This window comes from Streptomyces sp. NPDC047072, from assembly GCF_040643855.1.
In the GTDB taxonomy this organism is placed as follows: Bacteria; Actinomycetota; Actinomycetes; order Streptomycetales; family Streptomycetaceae; genus Streptomyces.
This window is the reverse complement of the sequence record NZ_JBEYVC010000041.1, coordinates 1-24,275: the sequence shown is the minus strand read 5'-3', so window position 1 is coordinate 24,275 and position 24,275 is coordinate 1. Positions and strand designations below refer to the sequence as shown.

Annotated in this window: 25 protein-coding genes; 9 read left to right on the top strand and 16 right to left on the bottom strand. The window is 71.3% G+C overall.

Features of this window, described 5'->3' with window-relative positions; genetic code table 11:
* Positions 1-819, bottom strand: coding sequence for a hypothetical protein (locus ABZ896_RS19675; protein WP_360930194.1), 819 nt, complete (start codon positions 817-819; stop codon positions 1-3).
* A 105-nt stretch (positions 820-924) separates the two neighbouring features.
* Here ABZ896_RS19675 and ABZ896_RS19670 point away from each other — a divergent pair, with 105 nt between their 5' ends.
* The gene (locus tag ABZ896_RS19670) at positions 925-1,515 is read left to right on the top strand and encodes a flavin reductase family protein (protein ID WP_360930191.1); all 591 of its coding nucleotides are present in this window, start codon (positions 925-927) and stop codon (positions 1,513-1,515) included.
* An 85-nt stretch (positions 1,516-1,600) separates the two neighbouring features.
* Positions 1,601-2,965 (top strand): SMI1/KNR4 family protein, encoded by a 1,365-nt coding sequence (locus tag ABZ896_RS19665; protein WP_360930188.1) that lies wholly within the window; start codon positions 1,601-1,603, stop codon positions 2,963-2,965.
* Here ABZ896_RS19665 and ABZ896_RS19660 read toward each other — a convergent pair.
* On the bottom strand, positions 2,962-3,918 hold the full coding sequence (locus tag ABZ896_RS19660) for a WYL domain-containing protein (RefSeq protein WP_360930185.1): 957 nt from the start codon (positions 3,916-3,918) through the stop codon (positions 2,962-2,964). The two genes, ABZ896_RS19665 and ABZ896_RS19660, sit on opposite strands and share 4 nt — an antisense overlap.
* Positions 3,919-4,011: 93 nt before the next feature.
* Between ABZ896_RS19660 and ABZ896_RS19655 the strand changes: the two genes are divergently transcribed.
* Positions 4,012-4,377 carry a VOC family protein gene (locus ABZ896_RS19655; protein WP_360930183.1) on the top strand — a complete coding sequence of 122 codons (366 nt, stop codon included), beginning with the start codon at positions 4,012-4,014 and terminating at the stop codon, positions 4,375-4,377.
* A 23-nt stretch (positions 4,378-4,400) separates the two neighbouring features.
* Here ABZ896_RS19655 and ABZ896_RS19650 read toward each other — a convergent pair whose 3' ends face one another.
* Positions 4,401-5,705 carry an MFS transporter gene (locus ABZ896_RS19650; RefSeq protein ID WP_360930180.1) on the bottom strand — a complete coding sequence of 435 codons (1,305 nt, stop codon included), beginning with the start codon at positions 5,703-5,705 and terminating at the stop codon, positions 4,401-4,403.
* A gap of 71 nt (positions 5,706-5,776) precedes the next feature.
* Between ABZ896_RS19650 and ABZ896_RS19645 the strand changes: the two genes are divergently transcribed.
* Positions 5,777-6,766 (top strand): helix-turn-helix domain-containing protein, encoded by a 990-nt coding sequence (locus ABZ896_RS19645; protein ID WP_360930177.1) that lies wholly within the window; start codon positions 5,777-5,779, stop codon positions 6,764-6,766.
* A 4-nt stretch (positions 6,767-6,770) separates the two neighbouring features.
* Here ABZ896_RS19645 and ABZ896_RS19640 read toward each other — a convergent pair whose 3' ends face one another.
* From ABZ896_RS19640 to ABZ896_RS19630, 3 genes are all read right to left on the bottom strand, one after another.
* Positions 6,771-7,400, bottom strand: a complete 630-nt coding sequence (locus ABZ896_RS19640; protein WP_360930174.1) for a class I SAM-dependent methyltransferase — start codon at positions 7,398-7,400, stop codon at positions 6,771-6,773.
* A 73-nt stretch (positions 7,401-7,473) separates the two neighbouring features.
* A complete protein-coding gene (locus ABZ896_RS19635; RefSeq protein ID WP_360930171.1) occupies positions 7,474-7,701 on the bottom strand; it encodes a hypothetical protein in 228 nt (75 codons plus the stop codon).
* Positions 7,702-7,788: 87 nt separating this feature from the next.
* Positions 7,789-7,917: a hypothetical protein gene (locus ABZ896_RS19630; protein ID WP_360930169.1), complete on the bottom strand. Its 129-nt coding sequence runs from the start codon at positions 7,915-7,917 to the stop codon at positions 7,789-7,791.
* 321 nt (positions 7,918-8,238) lie between these two features.
* On the opposite strand from ABZ896_RS19630, the gene ABZ896_RS19625 reads away from it, so the two are divergent.
* Positions 8,239-9,012 carry an XRE family transcriptional regulator gene (locus tag ABZ896_RS19625; RefSeq protein ID WP_360930166.1) on the top strand — a complete coding sequence of 258 codons (774 nt, stop codon included), beginning with the start codon at positions 8,239-8,241 and terminating at the stop codon, positions 9,010-9,012.
* A gap of 39 nt (positions 9,013-9,051) precedes the next feature.
* On the opposite strand, the gene ABZ896_RS19620 is transcribed toward ABZ896_RS19625, so the two are convergent.
* From ABZ896_RS19620 to ABZ896_RS19600, 5 genes are all read right to left on the bottom strand, one after another.
* Positions 9,052-10,611: an MFS transporter gene (locus ABZ896_RS19620; RefSeq protein WP_360930163.1), complete on the bottom strand. Its 1,560-nt coding sequence runs from the start codon at positions 10,609-10,611 to the stop codon at positions 9,052-9,054.
* Positions 10,612-10,687: 76 nt separating this feature from the next.
* Positions 10,688-11,107 (bottom strand): cytidine deaminase, encoded by a 420-nt coding sequence (locus ABZ896_RS19615; protein ID WP_360930160.1) that lies wholly within the window; start codon positions 11,105-11,107, stop codon positions 10,688-10,690.
* 43 nt (positions 11,108-11,150) lie between these two features.
* On the bottom strand, positions 11,151-12,200 hold the full coding sequence (locus ABZ896_RS19610; RefSeq protein WP_360930157.1) for a Zn-dependent alcohol dehydrogenase: 1,050 nt from the start codon (positions 12,198-12,200) through the stop codon (positions 11,151-11,153).
* Positions 12,200-13,342 (bottom strand): acyl-CoA dehydrogenase family protein, encoded by a 1,143-nt coding sequence (locus tag ABZ896_RS19605; protein ID WP_360930154.1) that lies wholly within the window; start codon positions 13,340-13,342, stop codon positions 12,200-12,202. The genes ABZ896_RS19610 and ABZ896_RS19605 overlap by 1 nt, the downstream gene beginning before the upstream one ends.
* Before the next feature lie 85 nt (positions 13,343-13,427).
* Positions 13,428-14,297 carry an SDR family oxidoreductase gene (locus ABZ896_RS19600; protein ID WP_360930151.1) on the bottom strand — a complete coding sequence of 290 codons (870 nt, stop codon included), beginning with the start codon at positions 14,295-14,297 and terminating at the stop codon, positions 13,428-13,430.
* A gap of 83 nt (positions 14,298-14,380) precedes the next feature.
* Between ABZ896_RS19600 and ABZ896_RS19595 the strand changes: the two genes are divergently transcribed.
* Complete coding sequence (locus tag ABZ896_RS19595; protein ID WP_360930148.1) at positions 14,381-15,316, top strand: cyclase family protein; 936 nt, start codon at positions 14,381-14,383, stop codon at positions 15,314-15,316.
* 316 nt (positions 15,317-15,632) lie between these two features.
* Here ABZ896_RS19595 and ABZ896_RS19590 read toward each other — a convergent pair whose 3' ends face one another.
* From ABZ896_RS19590 to ABZ896_RS19580, 3 genes are all read right to left on the bottom strand, one after another.
* Positions 15,633-16,103: an ATP-binding protein gene (locus tag ABZ896_RS19590; protein WP_360930291.1), complete on the bottom strand. Its 471-nt coding sequence runs from the start codon at positions 16,101-16,103 to the stop codon at positions 15,633-15,635.
* Between the two features lie 465 nt (positions 16,104-16,568).
* On the bottom strand, positions 16,569-17,441 hold the full coding sequence (locus ABZ896_RS19585; RefSeq protein ID WP_360930145.1) for an acyl-CoA dehydrogenase family protein: 873 nt from the start codon (positions 17,439-17,441) through the stop codon (positions 16,569-16,571).
* A 90-nt stretch (positions 17,442-17,531) separates the two neighbouring features.
* On the bottom strand, positions 17,532-18,653 hold the full coding sequence (locus tag ABZ896_RS19580; RefSeq protein ID WP_360930142.1) for an acyl-CoA dehydrogenase family protein: 1,122 nt from the start codon (positions 18,651-18,653) through the stop codon (positions 17,532-17,534).
* A gap of 138 nt (positions 18,654-18,791) precedes the next feature.
* On the opposite strand from ABZ896_RS19580, the gene ABZ896_RS19575 reads away from it, so the two are divergent.
* Positions 18,792-20,300, top strand: coding sequence for an AMP-binding protein (locus tag ABZ896_RS19575; protein ID WP_360930139.1), 1,509 nt, complete (start codon positions 18,792-18,794; stop codon positions 20,298-20,300).
* On the opposite strand, the gene ABZ896_RS19570 is transcribed toward ABZ896_RS19575, so the two are convergent.
* On the bottom strand, positions 20,279-20,791 hold the full coding sequence (locus ABZ896_RS19570; protein WP_360930137.1) for an EF-hand domain-containing protein: 513 nt from the start codon (positions 20,789-20,791) through the stop codon (positions 20,279-20,281). The genes ABZ896_RS19575 and ABZ896_RS19570 overlap by 22 nt on opposite strands.
* A 396-nt stretch (positions 20,792-21,187) precedes the next feature.
* On the bottom strand, positions 21,188-21,568 hold the full coding sequence (locus tag ABZ896_RS19565) for an STAS domain-containing protein (protein ID WP_360930134.1): 381 nt from the start codon (positions 21,566-21,568) through the stop codon (positions 21,188-21,190).
* 315 nt (positions 21,569-21,883) lie between these two features.
* Between ABZ896_RS19565 and ABZ896_RS19560 the strand changes: the two genes are divergently transcribed.
* Both ABZ896_RS19560 and ABZ896_RS19555 read left to right on the top strand, forming a co-directional pair.
* Positions 21,884-22,474: a sigma-70 family RNA polymerase sigma factor gene (locus tag ABZ896_RS19560; protein ID WP_360930131.1), complete on the top strand. Its 591-nt coding sequence runs from the start codon at positions 21,884-21,886 to the stop codon at positions 22,472-22,474.
* Between the two features lie 452 nt (positions 22,475-22,926).
* Positions 22,927-24,117, top strand: a complete 1,191-nt coding sequence (locus ABZ896_RS19555) for a maleylpyruvate isomerase N-terminal domain-containing protein (RefSeq protein WP_360930288.1) — start codon at positions 22,927-22,929, stop codon at positions 24,115-24,117.
* Positions 24,118-24,275: the final 158 nt, after the last annotated feature.

Below are 24,275 nucleotides of genomic sequence, written 5' to 3'. Positions count from 1 at the left end.
TCAGCCCCGGGTCAGGATCCGCAGGTCCGGCGCGTCCGGATCCCCGAACGCCACGAACAGCTCGGGCTCGTCCGCCGTCCCGCCGATCCTCCAGTACGTCTCCTGCCCACATCCGCCGTCCACCCGTACGACGACTCCGGGCCGCCCCTCGGGCCCGTCGCCGTAGGGGTCGTACCCGCCCTTGTCGTCGAACAGCCAGGAGCCGGTGCCGTCACACACAGCGAAGACGCCCGTGTGCAGCCCCAGCACCGCACCGTCCGCCCCACGCCAGGCTCCGGCGAGCTGCGCGGCCGACAACTCCGGTGGCTCGTACCCCTTGACCACCCCGGTGACCACGCCCAGCACCGCACCGACTCCGACCAGCACGCACAATCGCGCGGACCAGTGCACGCCTCGGGGAGAGCCCGGGGGACGACGGCGCAGCCACCCGAAGCCGAGCACGGGCAGCACGCCGAGAGCCGCGAGAAGCGCCGCCGTGGTGGTGGTGAACGGCCGGTCCCACAGCAGCAGAACGGGCACCGCCCAGGCCACCCCGAGCAGCACGGCGAACACCAGGTGCCAGGCCCACAAGGGCTCACGCGCCCGCCGGAGCGCACGCCTCGCCAGGAACTCCGCGGGCAGGATCTGGAGCAGCGCCTGCGCGCACCCGAGAGCCGGCACGACCAGCACCGCCAGGGCGAGGAGGACGGGCACGGCGAAGACGACGAGGGGATTGAGCGCACCACCGGCCCCGTAGTCGTCGCCCAGCAGGGTCCCGACCCACCAGATCAGCCCGACCGCGGGAAACTGTGCCGCGCACACCGCCGCGTCCCCGCCCACCCGTCTGTTCTCCCGCCCTATGACGACAGCGTAGGCACGCGCGCGTGCCGCTCTCCTTCCCACCCCTTCCTATCTGACGATCCGTCAGCTTCAATAGACGGTGTGATGGGACACGCAGGAGCGGCGGCAGCGGCCGTCCGCTATCTCAGGTCCGCCAGGGCACCCGCCGTGGAGCCGCTGCCCCGGCCCGAGCTGCGGTGCGTCCGCGAGGGCGAGCGCGCACCGGTCGAACAGGCGGAGTTCCGGCGGGTGTTGGGGAGCTTCGCGAGCGGCGTGACCATCGTGACGGCACCGGGCGTCGACGGCGGAGCACCCGCCGGCTTCGCCTGCCAGTCCTTCTCCTCCCTCTCCCTCGACCCGCCCCTGGTCGCCTTCATGGTCGGCCGTACGTCCACGACCTGGCCGCGCATCGCCCGGGCCGGCGCCTTCTGCGTCAACGTCCTGAGCGCCGAACAGGGCGGCCTGTGCAGGGCGTTCGCGGTGAGCGGCGCGGACAAGTTCGCGGGCGTCGCCCACGACCCGGCCCCCGCCTCCGGCTCCCCCCGCCTCGCGGACACCCTCGCCTGGATCGACTGCACGATCCACGCGGTGCACACCGGCGGCGACCACCTGATCGTGGTGGGCCGCGTGGCCGCGCTGGGCACCGGGGACGCCGAAGGGGCACCCCTGCTGTTCCACAAGGGCCGCTTCCTCTGAGGCAGTTCACCTGCACGCCGCCGGATGTCAGTGGTCTCCGTGATAATCGCTCCGCCACGACCACCGGAGCCACGGAGAGCCCGCCTTGCCCCCGATCCATGAATTCCCCACCTGGGAGCCCCTGTTGCGGCTCCTGTGCAACGACAACGCGGAGCGCCTCGCCGTGCCGGGCGGCTATGTGGCCGGGCAGATCGGTCGCGGGGGCTGGAGCGTGCCGGTGCGGCGGCGGTCGCCTCCGCGCGGGCGGGCGTCGCTGGTCTCGGACATGCAGGAGGAGTACGACGCGGTCGAGCGGGTGCGTACGGCGCTCACCGACTCCGGCGTCGACGGTGTCTCCTTCGTGGCGGAGATCTCCCCGGCCGGCCGTGCCGTACTGCATCTGATCGAGACCGGCCCCGCCGTGGAGCCCGGCATCGGCGGACCGCACCCGGGGTCGATCCTGCTGGTCGAGGGCGCCGTAGCGGAGCCGTGGCGCCGCCTGCCCGACCCTGCGGCCGGAGCCGTCCCCGACCCCGCGGCCGACCCGGCTCTGCTGGAGCGGACCTTGCACGAGCGGCTCCCCGACGCGACCGGCGCCACCGAGGAGGAGATCGCGGCCGCGGAGAAGCGTCTCGGGCTCGCGCTGCCCGAGGAGTTGAAGGCGCTGTACCGGGTGACGCGGGCGCGGTGGGAGGACTGGGGTGACTATGAGACGGCGGCACCGGTCTACGAAGCCGTCGGTTGCGAGCTGTTCCCCCTGGACCGCCTCTACATCGCCGACGCGCCGTCCCGTCCGTCCCTCTGGCAGTTCGCGGCGATGGAGGCCGTCGTCACCCCGCCCGACGCCGCGGTACAGGGAGTCGTCGGCTCCCCCGGCTGGATCGTCTTCGGCGACAACGGCGGCGGGGACCGGATCGCGGTCGACCTCACCCCGGGCCCGCGGGGGCACCGGGGACAGATCATCCTGCTCAGCCACGAGGAGAACATCGGCGCCGAACTGCTCGCCCCCTCCCTCACCGGCCTGGTGCTGGACGGGGAGCAGGAGGAGCGGAGCCGTCCTCGCCACGAACCGCCCGCCGTGGCCTACGTCAACGTCGCGAGCCTCGGCAGCGTCGAGGAGGCCGCCCACCCCGACCTGGAGGTCCTCTCCATCGGCGTCTGGGAGGCCGCCCCGGTCCGTCTCGCCCCGGTCCTCGGCCTGCCCCGGCTGCGCACCCTCAGCGCCTACCCCGGCACCCTCGCCGACCCGCTGGAGATCGCCGGGCTGACCGGCCTCGAATACCTGGAGCTCTGCCCGGAGGACTGGCGGGTCCTGCTGGACGCCGACGCCGTCCCCCGAAGCCTGCTCGCCGCCGGCATCGAGGTCCACGGCGAACGGCACCCGCTCCCGGTCGTCGACCTCGCGAACGAACTCCTCGCCCGGTGGGACCGCCCGCCGATGACCCGGACGGTCCTGGAGGGCGACCTCTAGACCGGCGCGTAGTGGTGGGCGAGTTCGGTGGCGAGGGCGCGGAGGCGATCCCTGGCTTCGGCGGGACCGTGCACGGTGACGGCGCTCCCGAACGGCAGGAGGGCTCGCACGTCCTCCAGGTGCAGGAAGCGGATCGTCACCTTGTGGCCGGTGCCGGACTCGTCAGGGTCGTCCAGGACGAGTCGTAGGCCGAAGATCCGCTGCGCTCGCTCGATCTGGGTCCGGTCGATGGTGGCGCTGACCTCTGTCACATGGTCGTGCTCCCACCGATCGACGAGCGCCGCGGCGACGGTCGCCAGGGTCTCGTTCTCGCGGATCCGTCGTGGCCGGTCGACCTCCTGCCACGTCGTGATGCGGTCGAGGCGGTACATCCGCGGCACTCGGGCACGGTCGGCGACGAGGTACCAGACGCCGGCCTTGGCGAACAGCCCGTAGGGATCGACGACCTGGTCGCGGGGGCCTGGCTCGCGGGGGCTGTCGTAGGCGATCCGCAGTTGCCGCCCTCGTCGCACCGCGCCGATCAGCGCAGCCGGAGTCGTACCGGAAGCTCGTGCCTGACGCCAGGGTCGGCTGTCCACGTGCACCACGTCGGTGAGCGGCAGGAGCTCATGAACGCGACGCGGCCGTGCGGCGGCGACCTTGGCGAGCGCACGCCGGCTCTCGACCGACGCGTCCAGCTCCGCACGTTGCCTCTCGTCCAGCCCGGTGAGCGACAGATGATCACGCTCGCCCGGGGTGAGCCGCGCGAGGTCGAGTCCGGATCCGGGCGGCATGGTCACGCCTCCGAGACGGCCCCGCTGCGCGGTCACCGGCAGACCGGCGTCGCGGAGCCAGTTCAGATCCCGGGTGACGGTGCGAAGGGACACCCCGAGCGCCGCGGCGAGTTCCTGCGTGGTCACGGCGTCCCTCGATTCGAGGAGCACCATCAGGGCGAAGAAGCGGTCCGGGGTCACCCACCGATTTTCCCAGCTAATTGCGACAGGATATGGCGCATATCCCGGTCAGGCTGGTGGACACGTACCTGCCACCTGCGAGAAGGACCAGTCATGACCACATCCGTCGTGTCCATCGTCTACGTGAACGACGCTCCCGCAGCGGCCCGTTTCTACGGCGACCTCCTCGGCCTGAGTCCCTCGTTCGAGACCGCGGGATACATCACCTTCGACCTCGGACCGGGCGCCGACCTCGGGCTGTGGTCCGGCCAGTTCGAGGACCTGTCGCCGGACGTCCCGCGCACCGGCGAGGTGTGCCTGGCCGTCGGCGGCGGTCCCGACGAGATCGGCGCGATCTTCGAGCAGTGGAGGTCCAAGGGAGTCACGATCCTGCGCGAGCCCCACGACGCGGGGTTCGGGCTGACCTTCCTCGCGGCCGATCCCGACGGGAACCGAATCCGCGTCGCACCGCGGGACTGAGAGGCCGCGAGACGGCCCCGGCTTCAGGCGGTCGCGAGCGCGGTGGCGGGCGCGGCCGGCCGGCGCCGGATCACCAGGGCCATCAGCGCCGCCACCGCGCACAGCGCTCCCGAGGCGTACCAGACCATGTCGTACGACCCGAAGACGTCCCGTGCGACACCGCCGAGGAAGGCGATGAGCGCGGCGCCGACCTGGTGGGAGGCGAGGACCCAGCCGAAGACGATCGCGCTGTCCTCGCCGTACTGCTCCCGGCACAGGGCGACGGTGGGCGGGACGGTGGCGACCCAGTCGAGGCCGTAGAAGACGATGAAGAACAGCATCGGCGGGTGGACGCTCGGCGCCAGCAGCATCGGCAGGAACAGCAGCGAGATGCCGCGCAGGGCGTAGTAGACCGCGAGCAGTCGGCGCGCTTCGAAGCGGTCGGTGAACCAGCCGGAGGCGATGGTGCCGACGACGTCGAAGACGCCGATGACGGCGAGCAGCGAGGCGGCCGCGGTGACCGGCATGCCGTGGTCGTGCGCGGCGGGCACGAAGTGGGTCTGGACCAGGCCGTTGGTGGAGGCCCCGCAGATCGCGAAGGTGCCGGCGAGCAGCCAGAAGGGGCCGGTGCGGGCGGCCTTGAAGAGGACCGTCACCGCTCGGCGCGCGGCGCCCGGCACGGGCTCCGGCTTCGGTACGAACTCCTTCGCGCCGTACGGCCGTAGCCCCACGTCGGCCGGGTGGTCACGGAGCAGCAGCCAGACGAAGGGGACGACCGCGAGGGCGGCCAGCGCGACCGTGATGGCCGCCGGGCGCCAGTCGTGCTTCTCCACCATCCAGGACAGCAGCGGCAGGAAGATCAGCTGGCCGGAGGCGGAGGCGGCGGTCAGGATGCCGGTGACCAGGCCGCGCCGCTCGGTGAACCAGCGGTTGGTGACGGTCGCGGCGAAGGCCAGCGCCATCGAGCCGCTGCCGAGGCCGACGAGCAGGCCCCAGTAGAGCATCAGCTGCCAGGCCGCCGTCATCCACACGGTGAGGCCGGACCCGACGGCGATCACGGTCAGCGCGACGGCGACCACCCGCCGGATGCCGAAGCGGTCCATCAGCGCGGCCGCGAAGGGCGCGGTCAGGCCGTAGAGCGCGAGGTTGACGGAGACGGCGGCGCTGATGGTGCCGCGTGACCAGCCGAAGTCCTGGTGCAGGGGGTCGATGAGGAGGCCGGGCAGGGAGCGGAAGGCGGCGGCGCCGATGATCGTCACGAAGGTGACGGCGGCGACGAACCAGGCGCGGTGGAGGCGAGCGGGCTGCTTTTCCCTCTGGGACACGGTGGCTTCGGTTGTCTGGGTCACGACACCAAGCTTCCGGCCTGCGGCTTCCCCGATCCACTGGCCCGAAGGACAGTATTCGTTAGGATCGGGCCATGAAGCCGCATCGTGTCGTCGTGCTCGCCATGGACGGAGTCCTGCCGTTCGAGCTGGGCATCCCGCACCGGATCTTCGGCCGCCCCAGGGACGCCGAGGGGCGCCGGGTGTACGACGTCGTCACCTGCTCGATCCGCCCGCCGGGCCCGGTGCGCACCGACGCCGACTTCGCGATCCAGGTGGAGCACGGCCCGGAGATCCTGGCCACCGCCGACACCGTGATCGTCCCGGCGTCGTACGAGTTCGGCCCGGTCTTCGAACAGGGCGTGCTCACCGACGAGTTGGCCGCCGCGCTCGCCCACCTCCGCCCCGGCACCCGGCTCGCCTCGATCTGCACGGGCGTCTACGTCCTGGCCGCCGCCGGCTTCCTCGACGGCCGCCCCGCGACCACGCACTGGGCCGACGCCGAGCACCTCCAGCGGCTCTTCCCGCGGATCGACGTCGACCCGGACGTCCTGTTCATCGACGACGGCGACGTCCTGACCTCCGCGGGCGTCGCGGCCGGGATCGACCTGTGCCTGCACATCGTGCGCCGCGACCACGGCACGGCGGTCGCCAACGAGGTGGCCCGCCGCACGGTGGTGCCGCCGCACCGGGACGGCGGCCAGGCGCAGTACATCCACCGCCCCGTCCCCGACCCCCAGCAGGCGACGACGACCACGGCCCGCGCCTGGGCCCTCGGCCGCCTCCACGAGCCGATCCAGCTCCGCGACATGGCCGACCAGGAGGCCATGTCCGTGCGCACCTTCACCCGCCGCTTCCGCGAGGAGGTCGGCATCAGCCCCGGCCAGTGGCTCACCCAGCAACGCGTCGAACGCGCCCGCCACCTCCTGGAGTCCACCGACCTCTCCGTCGACCAGGTGGCCCACGCAGCAGGCTTCGGCACGTCCCAGTCGATGCGCCAACATCTGCAGACCGCCCTAGGAGTCACACCTACCGCGTATCGGCGCACGTTTCGGGCGGGGGTCGGGGTGGGGGGCCGCACCTGAGGGATCAGGCGGCCACGGCACGGACCAGCATCGTGCCCACGGCCGCGCCCTCCGGCGGGTCGATGAGAGACACGCGCACGTCGGAGAAGCCGTGTCCCGTCAGGATCCGCTCCCACTCGTCCGGGGTGCGGTCGTGCCGCAGTCCGGCTCTTGCGGTCTTGGGGCCCTGGCTTCCCGGAGGCAGATGCGAGAAGGCCAGGATGCCGCCCGGGGCCACATGCGAGCGGATCAGGGGGAGCAGGGTGTCCGGATCGACGAACCACACGGCACCGAAGATCGACAGCACGACGTCGTACGTCCCATCCGTCTCACTCAGGAAGGCCGTCGCCTCCGCCGTACGGAATTCCAGGCCCGGCAGATCGCCCCAACGCTCCCGTGCGACCACCTCGCGGACGGGGGCTACGTCCACCCCCTGGCCCACCGCACCAAGTGTCACGAGGTGCGCGAGATTGCTGCCGCTCCCCGAGCCGAGTTCCAGCACCCGGCGTCCGGCAAGAGGGCCCAACACGCTCTCGTCCGGCCCGTGATCGGCGTACTGAGTCCAGTTCAGCCAGGTTGTTTCGCCCTTGCCGTTCACAGCTCTGCGCGGCTTACTCCCGACCGCATACCTGTCCCAGGACTCGACCAACGACACGCGGTGCTCCTCTCTGCTACGGGGCCCGCCCCCAACCTATGAGGGCAGGCCCCAACTCACGTGCCGCTGACCACTACTTGGGCGAGTCGTGGCATCCGGCGTGGCACTGGTTGCAGTCGGCCGCGTCTCCCATGCCCCACAGAGGGGGGTCGATCTCGAAACCGGCCGCCTTGATGGCCTTGATGGTCCGCGCCAGAACGAGCGGGCCGTCAGTCCTCACTCCCGGAAGCTCCGGAACGTGGTGGATGTACCGGCCGAAGTGCCGGTGGGTGAAGTGGTGGTACGGGATCGAGTCGAGCATGAACGAGTGCCAAGCCTCGTCCACCTGCCGGGACGGGACCATCAGAAGGTCCGGGTGCTCGCCACACGCGATCAGATAGGCGATGACCTACCCGAACTTGGCCTCGGCCAGTTCGCGGGTGTTCCCGGGGTTGCGGAGGAGGAGCACTACCTCCCGCTCCCATACGTCCGGGGTGACGTACGCCTTCGGGTCGCGAATCGCTAATGCCGTGCTCATGCTGGCTTGCCTCCAGATAACTGGGAGTCCGTGGTGCTTCGGTCAAGTCGCCCACCCCTGCACCTGGGGCACAGACACGGCGGCATCAGGCCGGTGACGAGAGGTTCCTCGCCCTCGCCCTCGTACAGGGTTCGCGGCTCCGTCCGACTGCCGTCGGCTCTCACCGTGTAAGCGCTGATGTGGATGGACATGGTGGCAATGTTCCGGATCGGCAACTGCCACTGCGACGACGTTCAAGGCGTCTCTCGGACGTCATGTCGACGTCAGCCAGAAGGCGTCAAACCGGTGTCATTGGAGGCCGGACGCGGCTATCCTCGGATCATGACGCCGACCGTCGAGCGTGAGCGAATCCCCAACGATGTGCTGACTTCCGTACGCAAGTCGATGAATCTGAGCCAGGACGAGTTCGCCAAGAGGCTGCGTGATGCGGGCGAGGAGCTGGGGGAGCCGAACGACGCCTCCAAGCGACTCGTGCAACGCTGGGAATCCGGGGAGACCAGGACGTGCCGTCCGCTGTACGCACGTGCGCTGAAGCGGTTCACCGGCCGTACCCCTGAGTCGCTGGGGTTCGCGATCCCGATGGCACGCGTCCGCTCGGACGGGGCAGGAGGCCATGACATGGAAGCTGGGAAAGTCGGCACGGCTGACGCTGCCACAAACCTGGAGCCACAGCCGCAGACTCAGTACGCGGGCATCTGGCTGTCCCGGTACGAGTTCTACTCGTCCAGTCGTGACGAGACCTTCGACTGCAAGCATCACGTCGTGATCGTCCAGCACGGCAACCGGCTGACCGCTCAGAGCCTGCCCGGAGCGTCGACGAACCCGGACAGCCCGTTGTCTCTGGATCTGACCATCGATCGGAACATCGTCACCGGTACCTGGACCGAGCAGACGGCGGTCGACGGGTACTACCAAGGCGCCCGGTACCACGGCGCGGTGCAACTGCTCATCGAGCCGACAGGCCGACGCATGGCGGGCAAGTGGGTCGGGTTCGGCAAGGACTTCGACGTGAACACGGGCCCATGGGAACTGCGCCTGCTCGATCGTTCGACGGGCCGCGCAAGCGTCGAGCGGTATTCGACTGCACCGCAGTAGGAGAGGGGAAGGGCACTCCGCAAGCATGTGCAGACCGCCCTAGGAGTCACACCTACCGCGTATCGGCGCACGTTCCGGGCGGGGGTCGGGGTGGGGGACAGGGGGTGACGTGGGGGGCTCGGCGGGTTGGGGTGCGCGTATGTCGCCCCACCAGCCGATGGCTGTCAGTACGAGCGTCAGGGCCACGCCGGCGAGGATCGCCGTGGACGGTGCGGCGACGTTCAGCAGGGTGCCTGCGAGGGAGCCTGTTGCCGCGTAGCCCGCGCCCGCGGCCGCGTACATGACGGAGTAGCCCGCGGCCAGGGCGCGCGGCGGGAGGACCTCGCGCAGGGCGAGGTTGCGGGTGAGGAGTGCGCCCGACTGGAGCATGCCGCCGACGGCCAGCGCGGCCGCGATTCCCGCGGTGTGCGGGAGCAGCGCGATGAGGGTCACGCAGACCGACGTACCGGCCATCAGCACGACACTGCGGGTCCGCAGCACCCCCGGCCAGCTTCTGAGGCCGTACAGGAACGCCCCGAGTCCCCCACCCACCGCGAGCCCCGCCAACAACGGCCCGGACCAGCCGACTTGGATCCCCCGCTGCTCCAACAGGGCGGGCAGGACAAGCTCGGCGAGCCCCAGCAGGCTGAGACTGGCCGCCCCGGTGACGTAGACGGGCCAGGCACCGAGCAGCGTCCGGGACAGGGATTCGGGCGGGCCGGCGGGCCGTCCGTCGCGCCGGGCGTCTGCCGGGAACGGGGGCTGCTCGGCCACGCTCTCGAGCCGGGCATCGACGGCCGTGCCCGTCGCGAGGGCATCAGCCACCCCGGCCACACCTCCGGCACCCGCCCCACCCGCCACATCTCCGGCACCCGCCCCACCCGCCGCACCTCTGGCACCCGCCCCACCCGCCACACCTCCGACACCCGCCCCACCCGCCGCACCTCCGACACCCGCCCCACCCGCCACACCTCCGACACCCGCCCCGCTCTCGGCACCCGCCCCACCCCCACCAGCAACCGCCCCCTCAACCCCCGCCGCCCCTCCCGTACTCCACCCCACCGGCAGCAACCACAACCCCGCCACCGACGCCCCCATCAGCACCGCGGCCAGCACCAGCGGAGCGCGCGGTGCGACGCCCAGGGCCAGGCCTGTGACCGCCGCCGGGGAGACGGCCCAGATGGCGGAGTTGAGCATCGACTCCAGGGAGAGGGCCTGGGCGACGGCCCGTTCCGGGACCAGTTCGCCGAGCAGTGCGCGCAGCCCGCCCGTCACGGCGGCCGGTGCCGCCCCCGCCAGGAACGCGAACGCGCCCAGGACCACCGGATGCGCCCCCGGCCACACCCCGAGCCCCGCGAACCCGCCGGTCCCGGCCGTGAGCCCCGCGGCCATGTGGATCCGGGCCCGGTCCGGCCGCAGCCGCATCCCCAGCACCGGAGCCCCGAGGATCTCGCCGATCACGTACACCGCCGCGAGCGCCGCCCCCAGCACATAGCCCCCGGGCCGCTCGCGCACCAGGAACACCAGGGCCAGCGGGGCCATCGCCACCGGCATCCGGGCGCAGACGGATGTGCAGGCCCAGGCCAGGACCCGGCGGGAGACGACGTCGCGATAACTCATGCGTCGAAGCTAGGGGTCGGCACCGACAACGCCCCACGGGTTTTCCGCGCCCTGTGGACAACCCACCGCTCAAGCACTACTCCGCATCGAGCTGATGTTCGGCCCAGACATAGCTCTCCGGCAGCAACTCCGCGATCCGAACGACCCGCGGCCGCTCCCCCGTCCCCTCCCCCACGATGACCCTCACGCCGGGAAAGTAGTCGAGCAGCACCTGCCGGCACCGCCCGCACGGCGGCACGACCCCCCGGTCCCGATCGCCCACCGCGACGATCGTGTCCAGCTCGTACACCCCCTGCCCGGCCGCCGCCCCGATCAGCACCAGCTCGGCACACGGCCCGCCCGTGAAGTGGTACGCGTTCACCGCGGTGACGATCCGGCCGTCCGCGGCACGCCCCGCCGCCGCCATGGTGTGGTTGTCGCCCCGGCAGCGCGTGCGGGCGATCTCGGCCGCGGCCCGGACGAGTTCGTGATCGACAGGAGGGTTCTCAGAGGTCATCCACCCACGTTAGACACGGCGGGACGCCAGGGCCCGGCCCGCCCTAGAACGTCAACACCCCCCGGGCCACCCGCCCCGCCTCCGCGTCCGCCACCGCCTTCTCGAAGTCCTCCACCGGATACGTCTCCGTGACGAGTTCGTCGAGGAGCAGCCGACCCTGCCGGTACAGCTCGGCATACAGCGGGATGTCCCGTTGCGGCCGCGAGGACCCGTAACGGCAGCCCAGGATCGACTTGTCCAGGTAGAGGGAGGAGACGAGGAAGGACGCCTCCGCGCCGGCCGGCGGCACCCCGAGCAGCACCGCCTGCCCGTGCCGGTCGAGCAGGTCGATCGCCTGCCGGATCAACTCCACCCGCCCCACGCACTCGAAGGCGTGGTCGGCCCCGGTGGGCAGCAACTCCCGTACGCCCTCCACCGATTGCAAGAAGTCCGTCGCCCCGAACTGCCGGGCCACCGCCTCCTTCGCCGGATTGGCGTCTACGGCAACAATCCGCAACGCCCCCGCGATCCGGGCCCCTTGGATGACGTTGAGCCCGATCCCGCCCGTCCCGATGACGAGGACGCTGTCCCCCCGGTCCACCCTGGCCCGGTTGAGCACCGCCCCGACCCCCGTCAGCACCCCGCACCCGATGAGCGCGGCGGACGGCAGCGGGATGTCCTTCGGGATCCGCACCACCTGGACGGCCTTGACCACCGTCCGTTCCGCGAAGGCGGAGTTGGACGCGAACTGGAACACCGGCTCCCCGCCCCGCGAGAACGGCCGCTGCGGCCGCCCGATCGCCTTGCGGCACATGGTCGGCCGCCCCCGGTCGCACTCCGCGCAGGCACCGCAGTTGGCGAGCGTGGACAGCGCCACATGGTCGCCGGGCGCCACATGGCCCACCCCCGCGCCGACCGCCTCCACCACTCCGGCCCCCTCGTGCCCGAGCACCACCGGCACCGGGAAGGGGATCGTCCCGTCCACCACGGACAGGTCGCTGTGGCACAGCCCGGCCGCCGAGATCGCGACCAGCACCTCCCCGGGCCCGGGTCCGCGCACCTCCAGATCGTCGACGACCTGGACTTTCCTCCCGTCGTACAGCACGCCGCGCATCAGACGACCCCCTTGGGCTCCCTGGGCAGACCGAGCACCCGCTCGGCGATGATGGTGCGCTGGATCTGGTCGGAGCCGCCGTAGATGGTGTCGGCCCGCGAGAACAGGAACAGGTGCTGGAGGCCGTCGAGTTCGTACGGCGCCGTAGGCGACCAGTCCACCGGCCCGACCGCCGCGCCCGCGCCCCGTACGAGCATCGCCAGCTCCCCGAGCCGCTGATGCCACCCCGCCCACAGCAGCTTGGCCACACTGGAGGCACCGGCGTCCGCGGAACCCCCCAGCGTCCGCAGGGCGTTCCACCGCATGGCCCGCAACTCGGCCCACTGCCGTACGAGTCGGTCCCGTACGACCGGATCGGCGACCGCCCCGCTCTCCACGGCAGCCCGTACGACTCCCGACAACTCCCTTGCGAACCCGATCTGTTGGGCGAGCGTCGACACCCCCCGCTCGAACCCGAGCAGGCTCATGGCGACCCGCCAGCCACCGCCCTCGCCCCCGACGACATGCTCCGCGCGCGCCCCGTCGAAGAAGACCTCGTTGAACTCACTGGTCCCGGTCAGCTGCCGGATGGGCCGCACCTCGATCCGCCCCGGCTGATCCATGGGCACGAGAAAGAAGGTCAGCCCACGATGCCGCGTGGACTCCGGCTCACTACGGGCCAGCACAAAACACCAGTCGGCCTCATGCGCGAGAGAGGTCCAGATCTTCTGCCCACTGATCCGGTAACTCCCGTCCACGAGAACGGCCTTGGTCCGCACCCCGGCCAGATCCGACCCGGCCCCGGGCTCGCTGTACCCCTGACACCACAACTCGTCCCCGACAGCGATGGGCGGCAGGAAGCGGGCCTTCTGTTCGGGGGTCCCGTGCATCAGAAGAGTGGGCGCAAGCAGATTCTCACCGATATGCCCTGACCGCCCGGGCGCCCCGGACCGCGCGTACTCCTCGGCCCAGACGACCTGTTGGGTGAGCGTCGCGGTCCGATTCCCGTACCCACCCTCACACCACCCGAGCCCGATCCACCCGGCCTTCCCGAGGGCCCGCTCCCAACTACGCCGATCCTGAGTCCCATCGACATGAGCAGCAAGCCATTCCCGCACCTCGATCCGAAAGGCCTCGTCCTCACCGCTGAACCCAAAATCCACGCCGCCTCCACCCACCTAGGGGCGCGGGGAACTGCGCGACAAGCCACAACGCACCCGCACCCGCCAACGCACAAACACCCCCGAGCTATTGGGCACCCGGCCCCAAAAGCAACGGCATCGGATCCACCCCCACCACCCCCGGCAAAAACTCCGCGATCGACTCAGGCGTCCACCCGCCGGAGGCATACGCGGCCCTCAACTCCCGAGGCTGAGCCCACACCGCGATCTTCGCCCCCGCCACCGTGTACACCTGCCCGGTGACCTCCCGAGCCTTCTCGGACAGCAGATAGACCACCATCGCCGCCACATCCTCCGGCTCCCCGATCTCCGCCAGATCGAAGGGAACGTTCGCCGACATCCGCGTACGGGCAACAGGCGCCACCGCGTTCGCGGTCACCCCGTACTTGTGCATCGCAAGAGCCGCACTGCGGACCAGCGAGATGATCCCCCCTTTCGCCGCACTGTAGTTGGCCTGCGAGAACGACCCCTGATGGTTCCCGCTGGTGAACCCGATCAACGTCCCGGCCCGCTGCTGCCGCATCACCGCGGAAGCCGCCCGGAAGACAGTGAACGTCCCTTTCAGATGGGTCGCGACGACCGGATCCCACTCCTCCTCGGACATGTTGAACAGCATCCGCTCCCGCAGGATCCCGGCGACGCACACCACCCCGTCCAGCCGCCCGTACGACGACAGCGCCACGTCGACGATCCGCTGCCCGCCCGCCATCGTCGAGACGTCGTCGGCCACGGCAACGGCCTCGCCGCCCGCCGCCTCGATCTCCTTGACCACCGCGGCGGCGACCTCGCTCGTGGGGGACGCGCCGTCGACGGAGACGCCGTAGTCGTTGACGACGACCCGCGCCCCCTCGGCGGCCGCCGCCAGCGCCACCGCCCGTCCGATCCCCCGCCCGGCGCCGGTCACGGCGACGACCTTGCCTGCCAAGAAGTTCCCCACGCCGGCCCCTTCCCGCGGTTTCTGACGGACCGTTAGATTTTATGACCCGTCAGACCGACGGACACAAGCCCCGGGGAGGACCGATGTCGGCGCCGACGGATCATCCGGAGTTCCGGGACATCGCCAAACGCGTGAACAACTGGGGGCGTTGGGGGTCCCACGACGAGATCGGCACCCTGAACCTGATCACCGACGAGGTGGTCCGCGAGGCCGCCGCGACGGTCCGCAGCGGCCGCCGGATCCCGCTCGCCCTGCCCCTGAGGCAGGACGGCGTGCAGACCGGGATGATCCCGGGCCGGGTGAACCCGCTGCACGTCATGGTGCAGGTCAACCAGGAGCTGTTCGGCCCGGGAACGATCGCGTGCAGCGACGACGCGGTGACCATGGGCCTCCAGGCGGCCACCCACTGGGACGCGCTCACCCATGTCTCTCACTCGGGCCTGCTCTACAACGGCCGCCCGGCGGCCACGATCACCGCGCACGGCGGCGCGGAGTTCAGCGGCATCGACAAGGCGCGGCACATCGTCTCGCGCGGAATCCTGTTGGACGTGGCCCGCGCGCGGGGCGTGGACCGGCTCGACGGTGGCCACGCGGTGACGCCGGAGGACCTGGAGGCCGCGGAGGAACTGGCGGGCACGCGCGTGCGCGCCGGCGACATCGTGCTCGTACGGACCGGGCAGGTGCGGGTGTATCTCGCCGGGGACCGGGAGGCGTACGGCTATCCCTCGCCGGGTCTGTCGGTCCGTACGCCGGAGTGGTTCCACGCGCGCGATGTGGCCGCGGTCGCCAACGACACCCTGACCTTCGAGATCTTCCCGCCGGAGATCGAGGACCTCTGGCTGCCGGTGCACGCGCTGGACCTGGTGGAGATGGGGATGCTGCAGGGCCAGAACTGGAATCTCGAAGAGTTGTCCACAGCCTGTGGAGAAGCGGGCCGGTACGCGTTCTGGCTGTCGGCGATGCCCGAGCCGTTCGTCGGCGGGACGGGGACGCCCGTGGCCCCGGTCGCCGTGCTCTGAGGACGCCGGCCGGCGGCGCGCGGCTCCGCCCCGAGCCCGGTATCGCGCGCCGCCTTCATCGACTCCCTTCCGCCCTGGGGGAGTCGACACCGCGTCACGATCCGCACTCGTCGAGGACCTCCGTCGCCGAAGCCCTCGTCGTCCCCTCGCAGCGAATCGCTGAATTCAGCGTGATCAATCGAACACTCTGCGTCAACAGCGCTACGGGGATTTGCCGCTTACGACCCCTTTGTCGCGACCGCGCACCGATGCACCTCCCGGCGCACCGGCACACCACAACGCGGGGGAGGTGGCGCATTCTGCGACCGTGCGCCGGTCACACCGCTTCGAAGGCGAACCCCTCGTAGGCGGCGGCGTCGAAGGCCGCCACGTCTTCCCGGGACTCCCCGGACCGGGAGGGCCGACAGCGGTCCAGTTCGCACCAGATGCGCTTGCCGACGCCCTCGGAGCTCCAGCCCCAGCGGTCCGCGAGTCCGTCGACGAGGGCGAGGCCCCGGCCGCCGGTCGCGTCGCCGTCCACGCACCGCGGCACCGGCGCCCGGTCGCTGCGGTCGGCCACCTCCAGGCGGACGGTGGCGGACTCGGCCGCGGTGACCGGCAGGGAGAGCCGCAGGACCGCCGGACGGCCGGTGTGCACCACGGCGTTGGTGACCAGTTCGGAGACGAGCAGGACCAGCGTCTCGGCGAGCGGTTCGTCGGCTCCTATCCCGGACCCGACGAGCCGCGAGCGGGCCCACCTCCGGGCTCGCCCCACCTCCGCGGGGTCGGGCCGGATCTCCAGCTGCACTTGAAGCACCTGCACCGCTCACACCATCCGAACCGGCGGGCACATGGCCTCGCGCCTCACGAGGGCCACGATCGTAGCCATTTTTTGCATGACCTGGACAAGGACCAAACCCTGGGTCACAGAACGTGAGTCCCTTACGAGACAGCATGGTTGACGTACAGTCACCCCAACAAGCGCTTCGGGCATATTCCAGCGCGAAGGAGTACCCGTGCGGCATACTGTGCGACGCTCACTGCGACGAGTCGAACAGGCCAGTTCCGGCATCACCCCAAGGGCAACACCGGCATGGCTCGTGCTCGGAACCACTCGCATCCCACACAAGGTACCGGAGCGACCCCCCGACTCCAGGACGTGACGAGTCACGCGTAGGACACAACCCGGTATCAACGCTCCGTGATTCCGGTATGCCACAATCCGCGACATCCGCGGGGAGCGCCCCGGAGACGGGGCAGGCAGCCGGGCGGCTCAGGCCAACAGATCGACGGCGAGCGACTCCTCACGCTCCGTCCGCCCGCCCCCGCGCCGGGCCCGCACCCAGGCCCGCTTGAGCAGCAGATGCACCTCGCTCTCCCAGGTGAACCCCATCCCGCCGTGCACCTGGAGACAGTCCCGGGCACCCTGCTCGGCCGCCTCGTCGGCCAGCAGCCGGGCAGCCGCGATGTCCACGGGATCACCGGTGACGGCCGCCGCGTACACCGCGACCCGCGCCGTCTCGACCCGCACCAGCATCCCGGCACACAGATGCTTCACCGCCTGGAACGCCCCGATCGCCTGCCCGAACTGCTCCCGCGTCCGCGCGTGTTGCACGGCCAGCTCACCCGCCCGCACGGCGGTCCCGAGCTGCTCGGCGGCGGTGAGGAGATCGGCGACGGGGTCGACGGCACCCCCGGCCGCCCCGGGCACCCGATGCAACGGCGTCAGCGGATCCACCGACTTCAGCGCTACGGCCCCTGCGGCATCCCCCCGCACGACATCAGCCACGTCCAGCCACTCCACCAGCCCGTCCCGGTCGACGTCGGTGACGACAACCTCCCCTTCGGAGGCCCCGTCCACGACCCCGGCGGCGAGATGGGTGGCCACAAGGGGCCCGGGCAACAGAACCCGCCCAGCCTCCTCGAACACCAACACAGCTTCCGGCAGCCCGAGTCCGACCCCACCGTCCGCCTCAGGCACCCGCAGCGAAAAGAACCCGGCGGCCCCCAACTCCCGCCAGAGCCCCCGATCAAGCCCCGGAGCGTCCACGGCGGCCCGCAACGCACCGGCATCGAACCGCCGAGCAAGTAGCTCCCGCACCCCGGATCGCAACGCCACCTGATCTTCGGTCAGTTGAAACCGCATATCGAGGGCCCCTTCTCAACACCGGCCCGCACCAACCCACCCAGGGGCGCGGGGAACTGCGCGACCAGCCACGACGAAACCCGCACCTGCTCACGGCCCCTTGGGCAACCCAAGAATCCTCTCGGCCACGATGTTCCGCTGAATCTGCGAAGTCCCCGCAGCGATGGTGTACGACAACGACGACAACCGGTCCAGCACCCAAGGCCGTTCGAGGTCAAAGGCCCCCGCCCCCAACACCTCGGCCGCCACGTCGTACAACTCCTGACGCGCATGCGAATACCGCAACTTGAATACCGAACCCCCCACCCCCGGCACCCCACCCCCGCTCACATTCCACTGCGTCAACCGCCACAACGCCCGAAACTCCGCGTTCATCCGCCCAAGCCGCCGCCGCAGAACCGGATCGTCCCACCGCCCGTTCTCCCGCGCGGTACGGGCGAGTTCACCCAGCATCCGCCGACACGCGACGACCTCCCCCACGAACGCCGTCCCCCGCTCGAAGGACAGCGTCACCATGGTCACCCGCCACCCGTCGTTCTCCTCCCCCACCCGATACGACACCGGCACCCGCACGTCGTCGAGGAACACCTCGGCGAACTCGGCGGACCCGGCAAGCGTCCGCAACGGCCGCACGGTGACCCCGGGCGCCGACATCGGCATCGCCAGCCACGTGATCCCGCGATGCTTGGGCGCAGCCGCATCCGTACGCACCAACAGCTCGCACCAGTCGGCGACTTCCGCATGCGAGGTCCAGATCTTCGACCCGGTGACCACGTACTCGTCCCCGTCCCGCCACGCCCGCGTCCGCAGCGCCGCGAGATCGCTCCCGGCGTCCGGTTCGCTGAACCCCTGGCACCAGACCTCCTCGCCGCGCAGGATCGGTGGCAGCCACCGTTCCCGCTGCTCGGGCGTCCCTTCGGCGGCGATCGTCGGCCCCGCGTGCAGCAGCCCGACGAAGCCGGCGCCCACATAAGGCGCACCGGCCAGCTCCGTCTCCTCCAGGAAGATCAGCCGCATGGTCGGCGAGGCGTCCCAGTGCACATGCCCGTACCCGGCGTCGTACAGCATCCGCTGCCAGCCGAGGTCGTACGCCCGCCGCCCGGGCCAGTCCTGCGGGGACGGTTTCCGCGGCAGCGTGGGGAGCGCCTTGGCCAGCCACTCCCGCAGCCGGGCCCGGAACTCCTCCTCTTCCGGCGAGTACGCGAGATCCACGACAGCCGCCCCCATCCGATGAACCCATCTGATGAACCGTCAGATTCCGAAAAGGCTAAGTCCCGCACCCCTGGACCGACAAGGCGCCCGGCCCTACGCTCTGCCCACGATCTGACGACTCATCAGACGGGGGCCACCGTGAACGACACCGCCCATGCACTCAGTTCCTCCCGCACCCTCTGGGACCTGGTCGCCGCCCGCGCCGAACTCACCCCCGACCGGCCGGTGTTCCTCCAGGACGACCGCGTCCTGACCTTCGGCGAGCTGCGCACGCGTGCCGAGCGGGTCGCGGCCGGCCTGTACGGCATGGGCGTCCGCCCCGGCACGGTCGTCGCCTGGCAGCTGCCCACCCGTATCGAGACGGCGCTGCTCTCCTTCGCCCTGGCCCGCCTCGGCGCCGTCCAGTCGCCGGTCATCCCCTTCTACCGCGACCGCGAAGTCGGCTTCGCGCTACGGGAGTCGAAGGCGGAGTTCTTCGCGGTGCCCGGCACCTGGCGCGGCTTCGACCACACGGAGATGGCCCGGCGGCTCGGCGCCAAGGGGGTCTTCGAGGCGTACGACGACCTCCCGGACGGCGATCCGGCGGTCCTCCCCGCCCCGCCCTCCGACGGCACCTCCGTGCGCTGGATCTACTGGACCTCGGGCACCACCTCCGACCCCAAGGGCGTGCTCCACACGGACCGTTCGCTGATCGCGGGCGGCTCCTGCCTCGCGCACGCGCTGCGCCTCGCGGCGGACGACGTGGGGTCGATGGCCTTCCCGTACGCGCACATCGCGGGCCCCGACTACACCGTGATGCTGCTGCTGTATGGCTTCCCGGCGGTGATGTTCGAGCAGTTCGCGCTGCCGGACGCACTGGAGGGATACCGCAGGCACGGGGTGACGGTGGCGGGCGGGTCCACCGCCTTCTACTCGATGTTCCTTGCCGAGCAGCGCAAGCAGCCCGGCATTCCCGTGATTCCCACGCTGCGACTCCTCGCGGGCGGTGGGGCGCCCAAGCCGCCCGAGGTCTACCACGCGGTCGTGCGGGAGATGGGGGTCCAACTCACCCACGGGTACGGCATGACCGAGGTGCCGATGATCACGATGGGGGCGCCGGACGACACGGTGGAGAACCTCGCGACGACCGAGGGACGGCCGCCGGAGGGCATGGAGATCAGGATCGTGGACGGGGAGGTGCGGCTGAAGGGAGAGGCCGTCTGCCAGGGCTATCTGGACCCGGGGCAGAGCGCGGAGGCCTTCGACGAGGAAGGGTTTCTGCGCACCGGGGACCTCGGATTCCTCACCGACAGCGGGCACTTGGTGCTCACCGGGCGGCTCAAGGACGTGATCATCCGCAAGGGCGAGAACATCTCGGCGAAGGAGATCGAGGACCTGCTCGCCGCGCATCCGGCGGTCGGGGACGTGGCCGTGATCGGGCTGCCGGACGCCGAGCGCGGGGAGCGGGTGTGCGCGGTGGTGGAACAGCCGCCGGGGGCAGCGGAGTTGACCCTGGACGCCGTAACGGACTATCTGCGCGCGGAAGGGCTGTCGGTGCACAAGCTGCCGGAGCGGCTGGAGGTGGTGGAGGCCCTGCCGCGCAACGACACCCTGCGCAAGGTCCTCAAGTACCAGCTGAGGGAGCGTTATTCGGGGACGGTGAAGTAGCGGGCGAAGGCGGGCACGATGTCGGCCTCGCCGACCTTGCCGTCGCCGTCGGCGTCCAGCGCGGCGGCGGCCGCCCGCGCCAACTCCTCGGCCACGCCCAGGATCGTGAGCACGCGCGCGGTGTCCTCGACGGTGGCGCGGCCGTCCCCGTCCCGGTCGGCGACGTCGATCGCCGCGTGCAGGAAGGGGCGGGCGATCTCGGCGAACCGGTCGGGGTTGTCGCGCAGCCGTTTGACCGCGCCGTTCACGAACTCGTCCCGGGTGATCCGCTGGTCACCGTCCCGGTCCGCGATCCCCGCCATGCCCTGCCAGAACGCCTCGGCGCCGGCGTACAGCGCCTGTCCCTTGTCGGACCGCGCGGTGGTGGCGAACTCCGTGAGCAGCGCCTTGGCCGCCACGTTGAAGTCCTCGCGGTCGATATAGCCGTTGCCGTCCTGGTCGAAGGTGGCGAACCGGGCGGCGATCCTGCGCTCGTACTCGCTGCTGACCATGTCTTCTCGGGCCGCCTCACGTCACGTCGGGTGCATCTGGCTCGGAGCGTACGACGCGTCGGGTGCCCCGGGCACCGAAAAGCGACGTCTGTGCCAGGACCGGGGAAATTTTGGGACAACGGTGTGGCAGTCGGCGTGCGACGGATCACATCCGGGCACCGCCGGGGCGGGTCCCTAGGGTCTGTCCGGCGGATCAGGCCGGCTTCAAGAGACGGTGCTGACTAGTGCAGGTGAGCGGGGCTGGGTGCGTCTGGCTGCAAGGCGGAGGAGGGCGGCGACGCGATGGGGGTGCCCCCGCGCGAGGTTGTTCGAGCGTGGGGGAGTCGGCAACCGACGACAACGCGGCAGACGGGCGTGCCCAGCCCCGCGACGCCGGCATGATCCGCCGGACAGGCCCTAGGCGGACAGTGGTCCTGCCTCCTCGTCGGTCGCCGAGTCCAGGTCCGCGTGGACCTCGAACAGCCGGCGCACGCCCAGCGCGCCCAGGACGCGGTTGACGTGGGAGCCCTCCGCGGCGCCCTGGGCCGGGAGGATCAGCCGCAGCCGGCCCCGGCAGGAGCGGACGAGGCGACGGACCGCGATGAGCACGCCGACACCGCTGGAATCGCAGAAGTAGACCTCGGAGAGGTCGAGGACGATGCGGTGCCGGCCCTCGGCCACCACGTCGTGCACCCGCTGGCGCAGCACCGGCGAGGTCACCAGGTCCAGCTCGCCCGACACCTGGAGCACAGACCACTCTCCCTGCTCACTGCCGGTCACATTGAACGCCACCACCATGCCCTTCGCTCGCCGGAAAGCAAACAGAAGCCGTTCCTACGCTTCCTTGCAGCGCGGCTGCCCAGCGGCCGTTCCCTGAAACACAGGGCCAGAAACGGAAACCGTTCGAAAGAGGCTTGTTTTAGTCGGCTTCGATCCTGTTCGATCAGGTCTGAGCAGAGAGTGAACGGGTACAGGAAGGTCCACTACCACCTGAGCCCCCTCAGGGGGCGTGCAATGGAACAAAGGGGCGTGCGCTGTCGGAGGTGCCGACTACATTCGAGAAGACGGTGGGCGCAGGCTTGACTCGGACACATCCAGGGGTGAGGGGGCCGCATGGCGAAGAAGGACGCACCGCCCCGCTGGGACCGCAAGATGCAGCAGCGGCTCGCACGCGGTGAGGCGGCCGCCCTCGGCGAGCTCTACGACCGTTTCGCTTCACTCGTGTTCACCCTTGCCCACCGTGTGCTCGGAGACGAGCGTGCCGCCGACGGCATCACCCGGGACGTCTTCGCCCACGTCTGGGAACACCCCGAGAGCTACGACCCCCAGCAGGGCCCGCTGCGCTCCTGGGTGGCCGGGCTGACCCACCGCCTCGCCGTGCAGCGGCTGCGCGCCACCGAGACCGCCGCGCTCACCCGGGGCGGCGCGGACGCGGCCGCCGACACGGAGGAGCTGGAGCGCAAGGTCCGCCGTGCCTCCGTGGCCGCCCGCGCCGACTACATCGTCCAGTCCATGCCCGCGCCGCTGCGCGCCGCCCTGGAGCTGGCGTACTTCCAGCGCCGCGACTACCGCCAGACCGCGGCCGACCTCGGCGTCACCGAGGACGAGGCCCGCCGCCGCCTCCGCCTGGGCCTGCAACTCCTGTCCACCGCCCACGACGCGGGAGCGCCGGGGGCTCCGCCGGGATACGGGGGCGCGGCGTGACGGGCCATTTCGAGGCGTACGACGACCAGGGGCCCCTGGAGAGCGGGCCCGGGCGCGAGGGGCTCCCGGGAGGTGCCGGGGGTACCGCGGGCATGGGCAGCGCGGGCCGCTCGGGCGGCTTCGGGGGCCGTAGTGGCTCCGGTGGACGGGCCGGGGACGGGCCGAGCCACTCCGGCGCGCACGGCGAGAACGGACGGAACGGCACTGGTGCCGAAGGCAGGGGCGGCCCCGGCCACACAGGTGCCGGCGACGCGGACCGCGCGGGCGCGGCAGGCGCGGCAGGCGCGGCAGGCGCGGCAGGCGCGGCAGGCGCGGCAGGCGCGGCAGGCGCGGCAGGCGCGAACGGAATCGGTGGCGGTCCCGGGAGCGGCAGCGGCAGCGGCAGCGGCAGCGGCAGCGGCAGCGGCAGCGGCGACAATGCCGGCGTACCCGATCCCGATCAGCCCGCCCGTATACCTCTCCCCCGGGCCTCCGTCGAGGACACAGGACACCCCCTGCCCGCGCTCGACGAGTTGCCCCGGCCCGCTCCGCTCGTGCTGGAGCACCGGGTGCTGAAGGCTCTGCTCGGGGCGTGGGCGCTCGCCGCCTGCTCCGCCGAGGAGACGGCCGCCGTCGAGGATCACCTCGGCGAGTGCGGCTCCTGCGCCGACGAGGCGCTACGGCTGCGCGGCGCCGTCGGCCTGCTCCAGCGGCCCGAGAGCCTCGACCTGGACCCCGGCCTGCGCACCCGCGTCCTGGAGAGCTGCCTGGACCGCCGCCCGCCGCGCATCCCGATGCCGGAGTGGGCCACCGCGTACGACGCCGAGACCGCCCGCCTGGACGCCCTGCTCCAGGACTTCGGCGACGCGGAGTGGCACGCGCCCGTGCGGCTGCGGTGGTTCGAGGCCGACGAGGCGACGAGCCGCCGTACGACGGTCGCCGGGGTCATAGCCCACCTGCTCTCGGTGGACGGCCTCGTCGCGGTCGCCCTCGGCCTCGACGACCCGCTCGGCAAGCTCCCCGCGGACCCGGCGACCCCGGCAGGGCGCACCGAGGCGTACTGGCGTGCCGCGCACTTCCCGCCGACCCGCTCCGTCCGCGCGCCCTGGCGCGAGCAGAGCCACGACCTGGTGCGCACGGTGTCCTTCACCGGCGGCAACCACGGCAGGCTCCCGATCTCCTACGGCGACTTCGAACTCCCCCTGCACGACGCGATGCTGGACCGGGCCTTCGAGTGCTGGGTGCACGCGGAGGACATCGCGGAGGCGGTGGACTACCCGTACGCACCACCCTCCGGGCGCCACCTGAACCGCATGATCGACCTCGCGGCACGCATGCTGCCGACGGTCCTCGCGACCCGCCGACGGGCGGGCCTCGCGACACCGGTCAAGGGCCGACACCTCGTCCCTGCCGGGGAGGCCGGGAGGAGTCTGCGGCTGGAGATCGAGGGCCATGGGGGAGGCGAGTGGCTGATCTCGCTGGACTCGCCGGGGGTGGTGGGGTCGGCGGAACGGGAAGTCGCACATGTCGCGCTGGACGGCGTGGAGTTCTGTCAGCTGGCGGCGGGGCATGTGTCGCCGGAGGAGGCGGCGTCGGGGCAACTGGGAGACCGCGAGGCCATCAGGGACGTACTCTTCGCGACGGCGAGCTTGAGCCGTATGTAGGGGCGGGTTGCGGATGCGTCGGCGGCTGCGGGCCCGGTGGGGGCTGGTCGCGCAGTTCCCCGCGCCCCTAAAAGACGTCCACTGCACCGCGTCGAAGAAGCGCACCAGGACTACGCCATGCCGCCCTGGGCGCTGATCACCGTCGACGAAGCCCACCG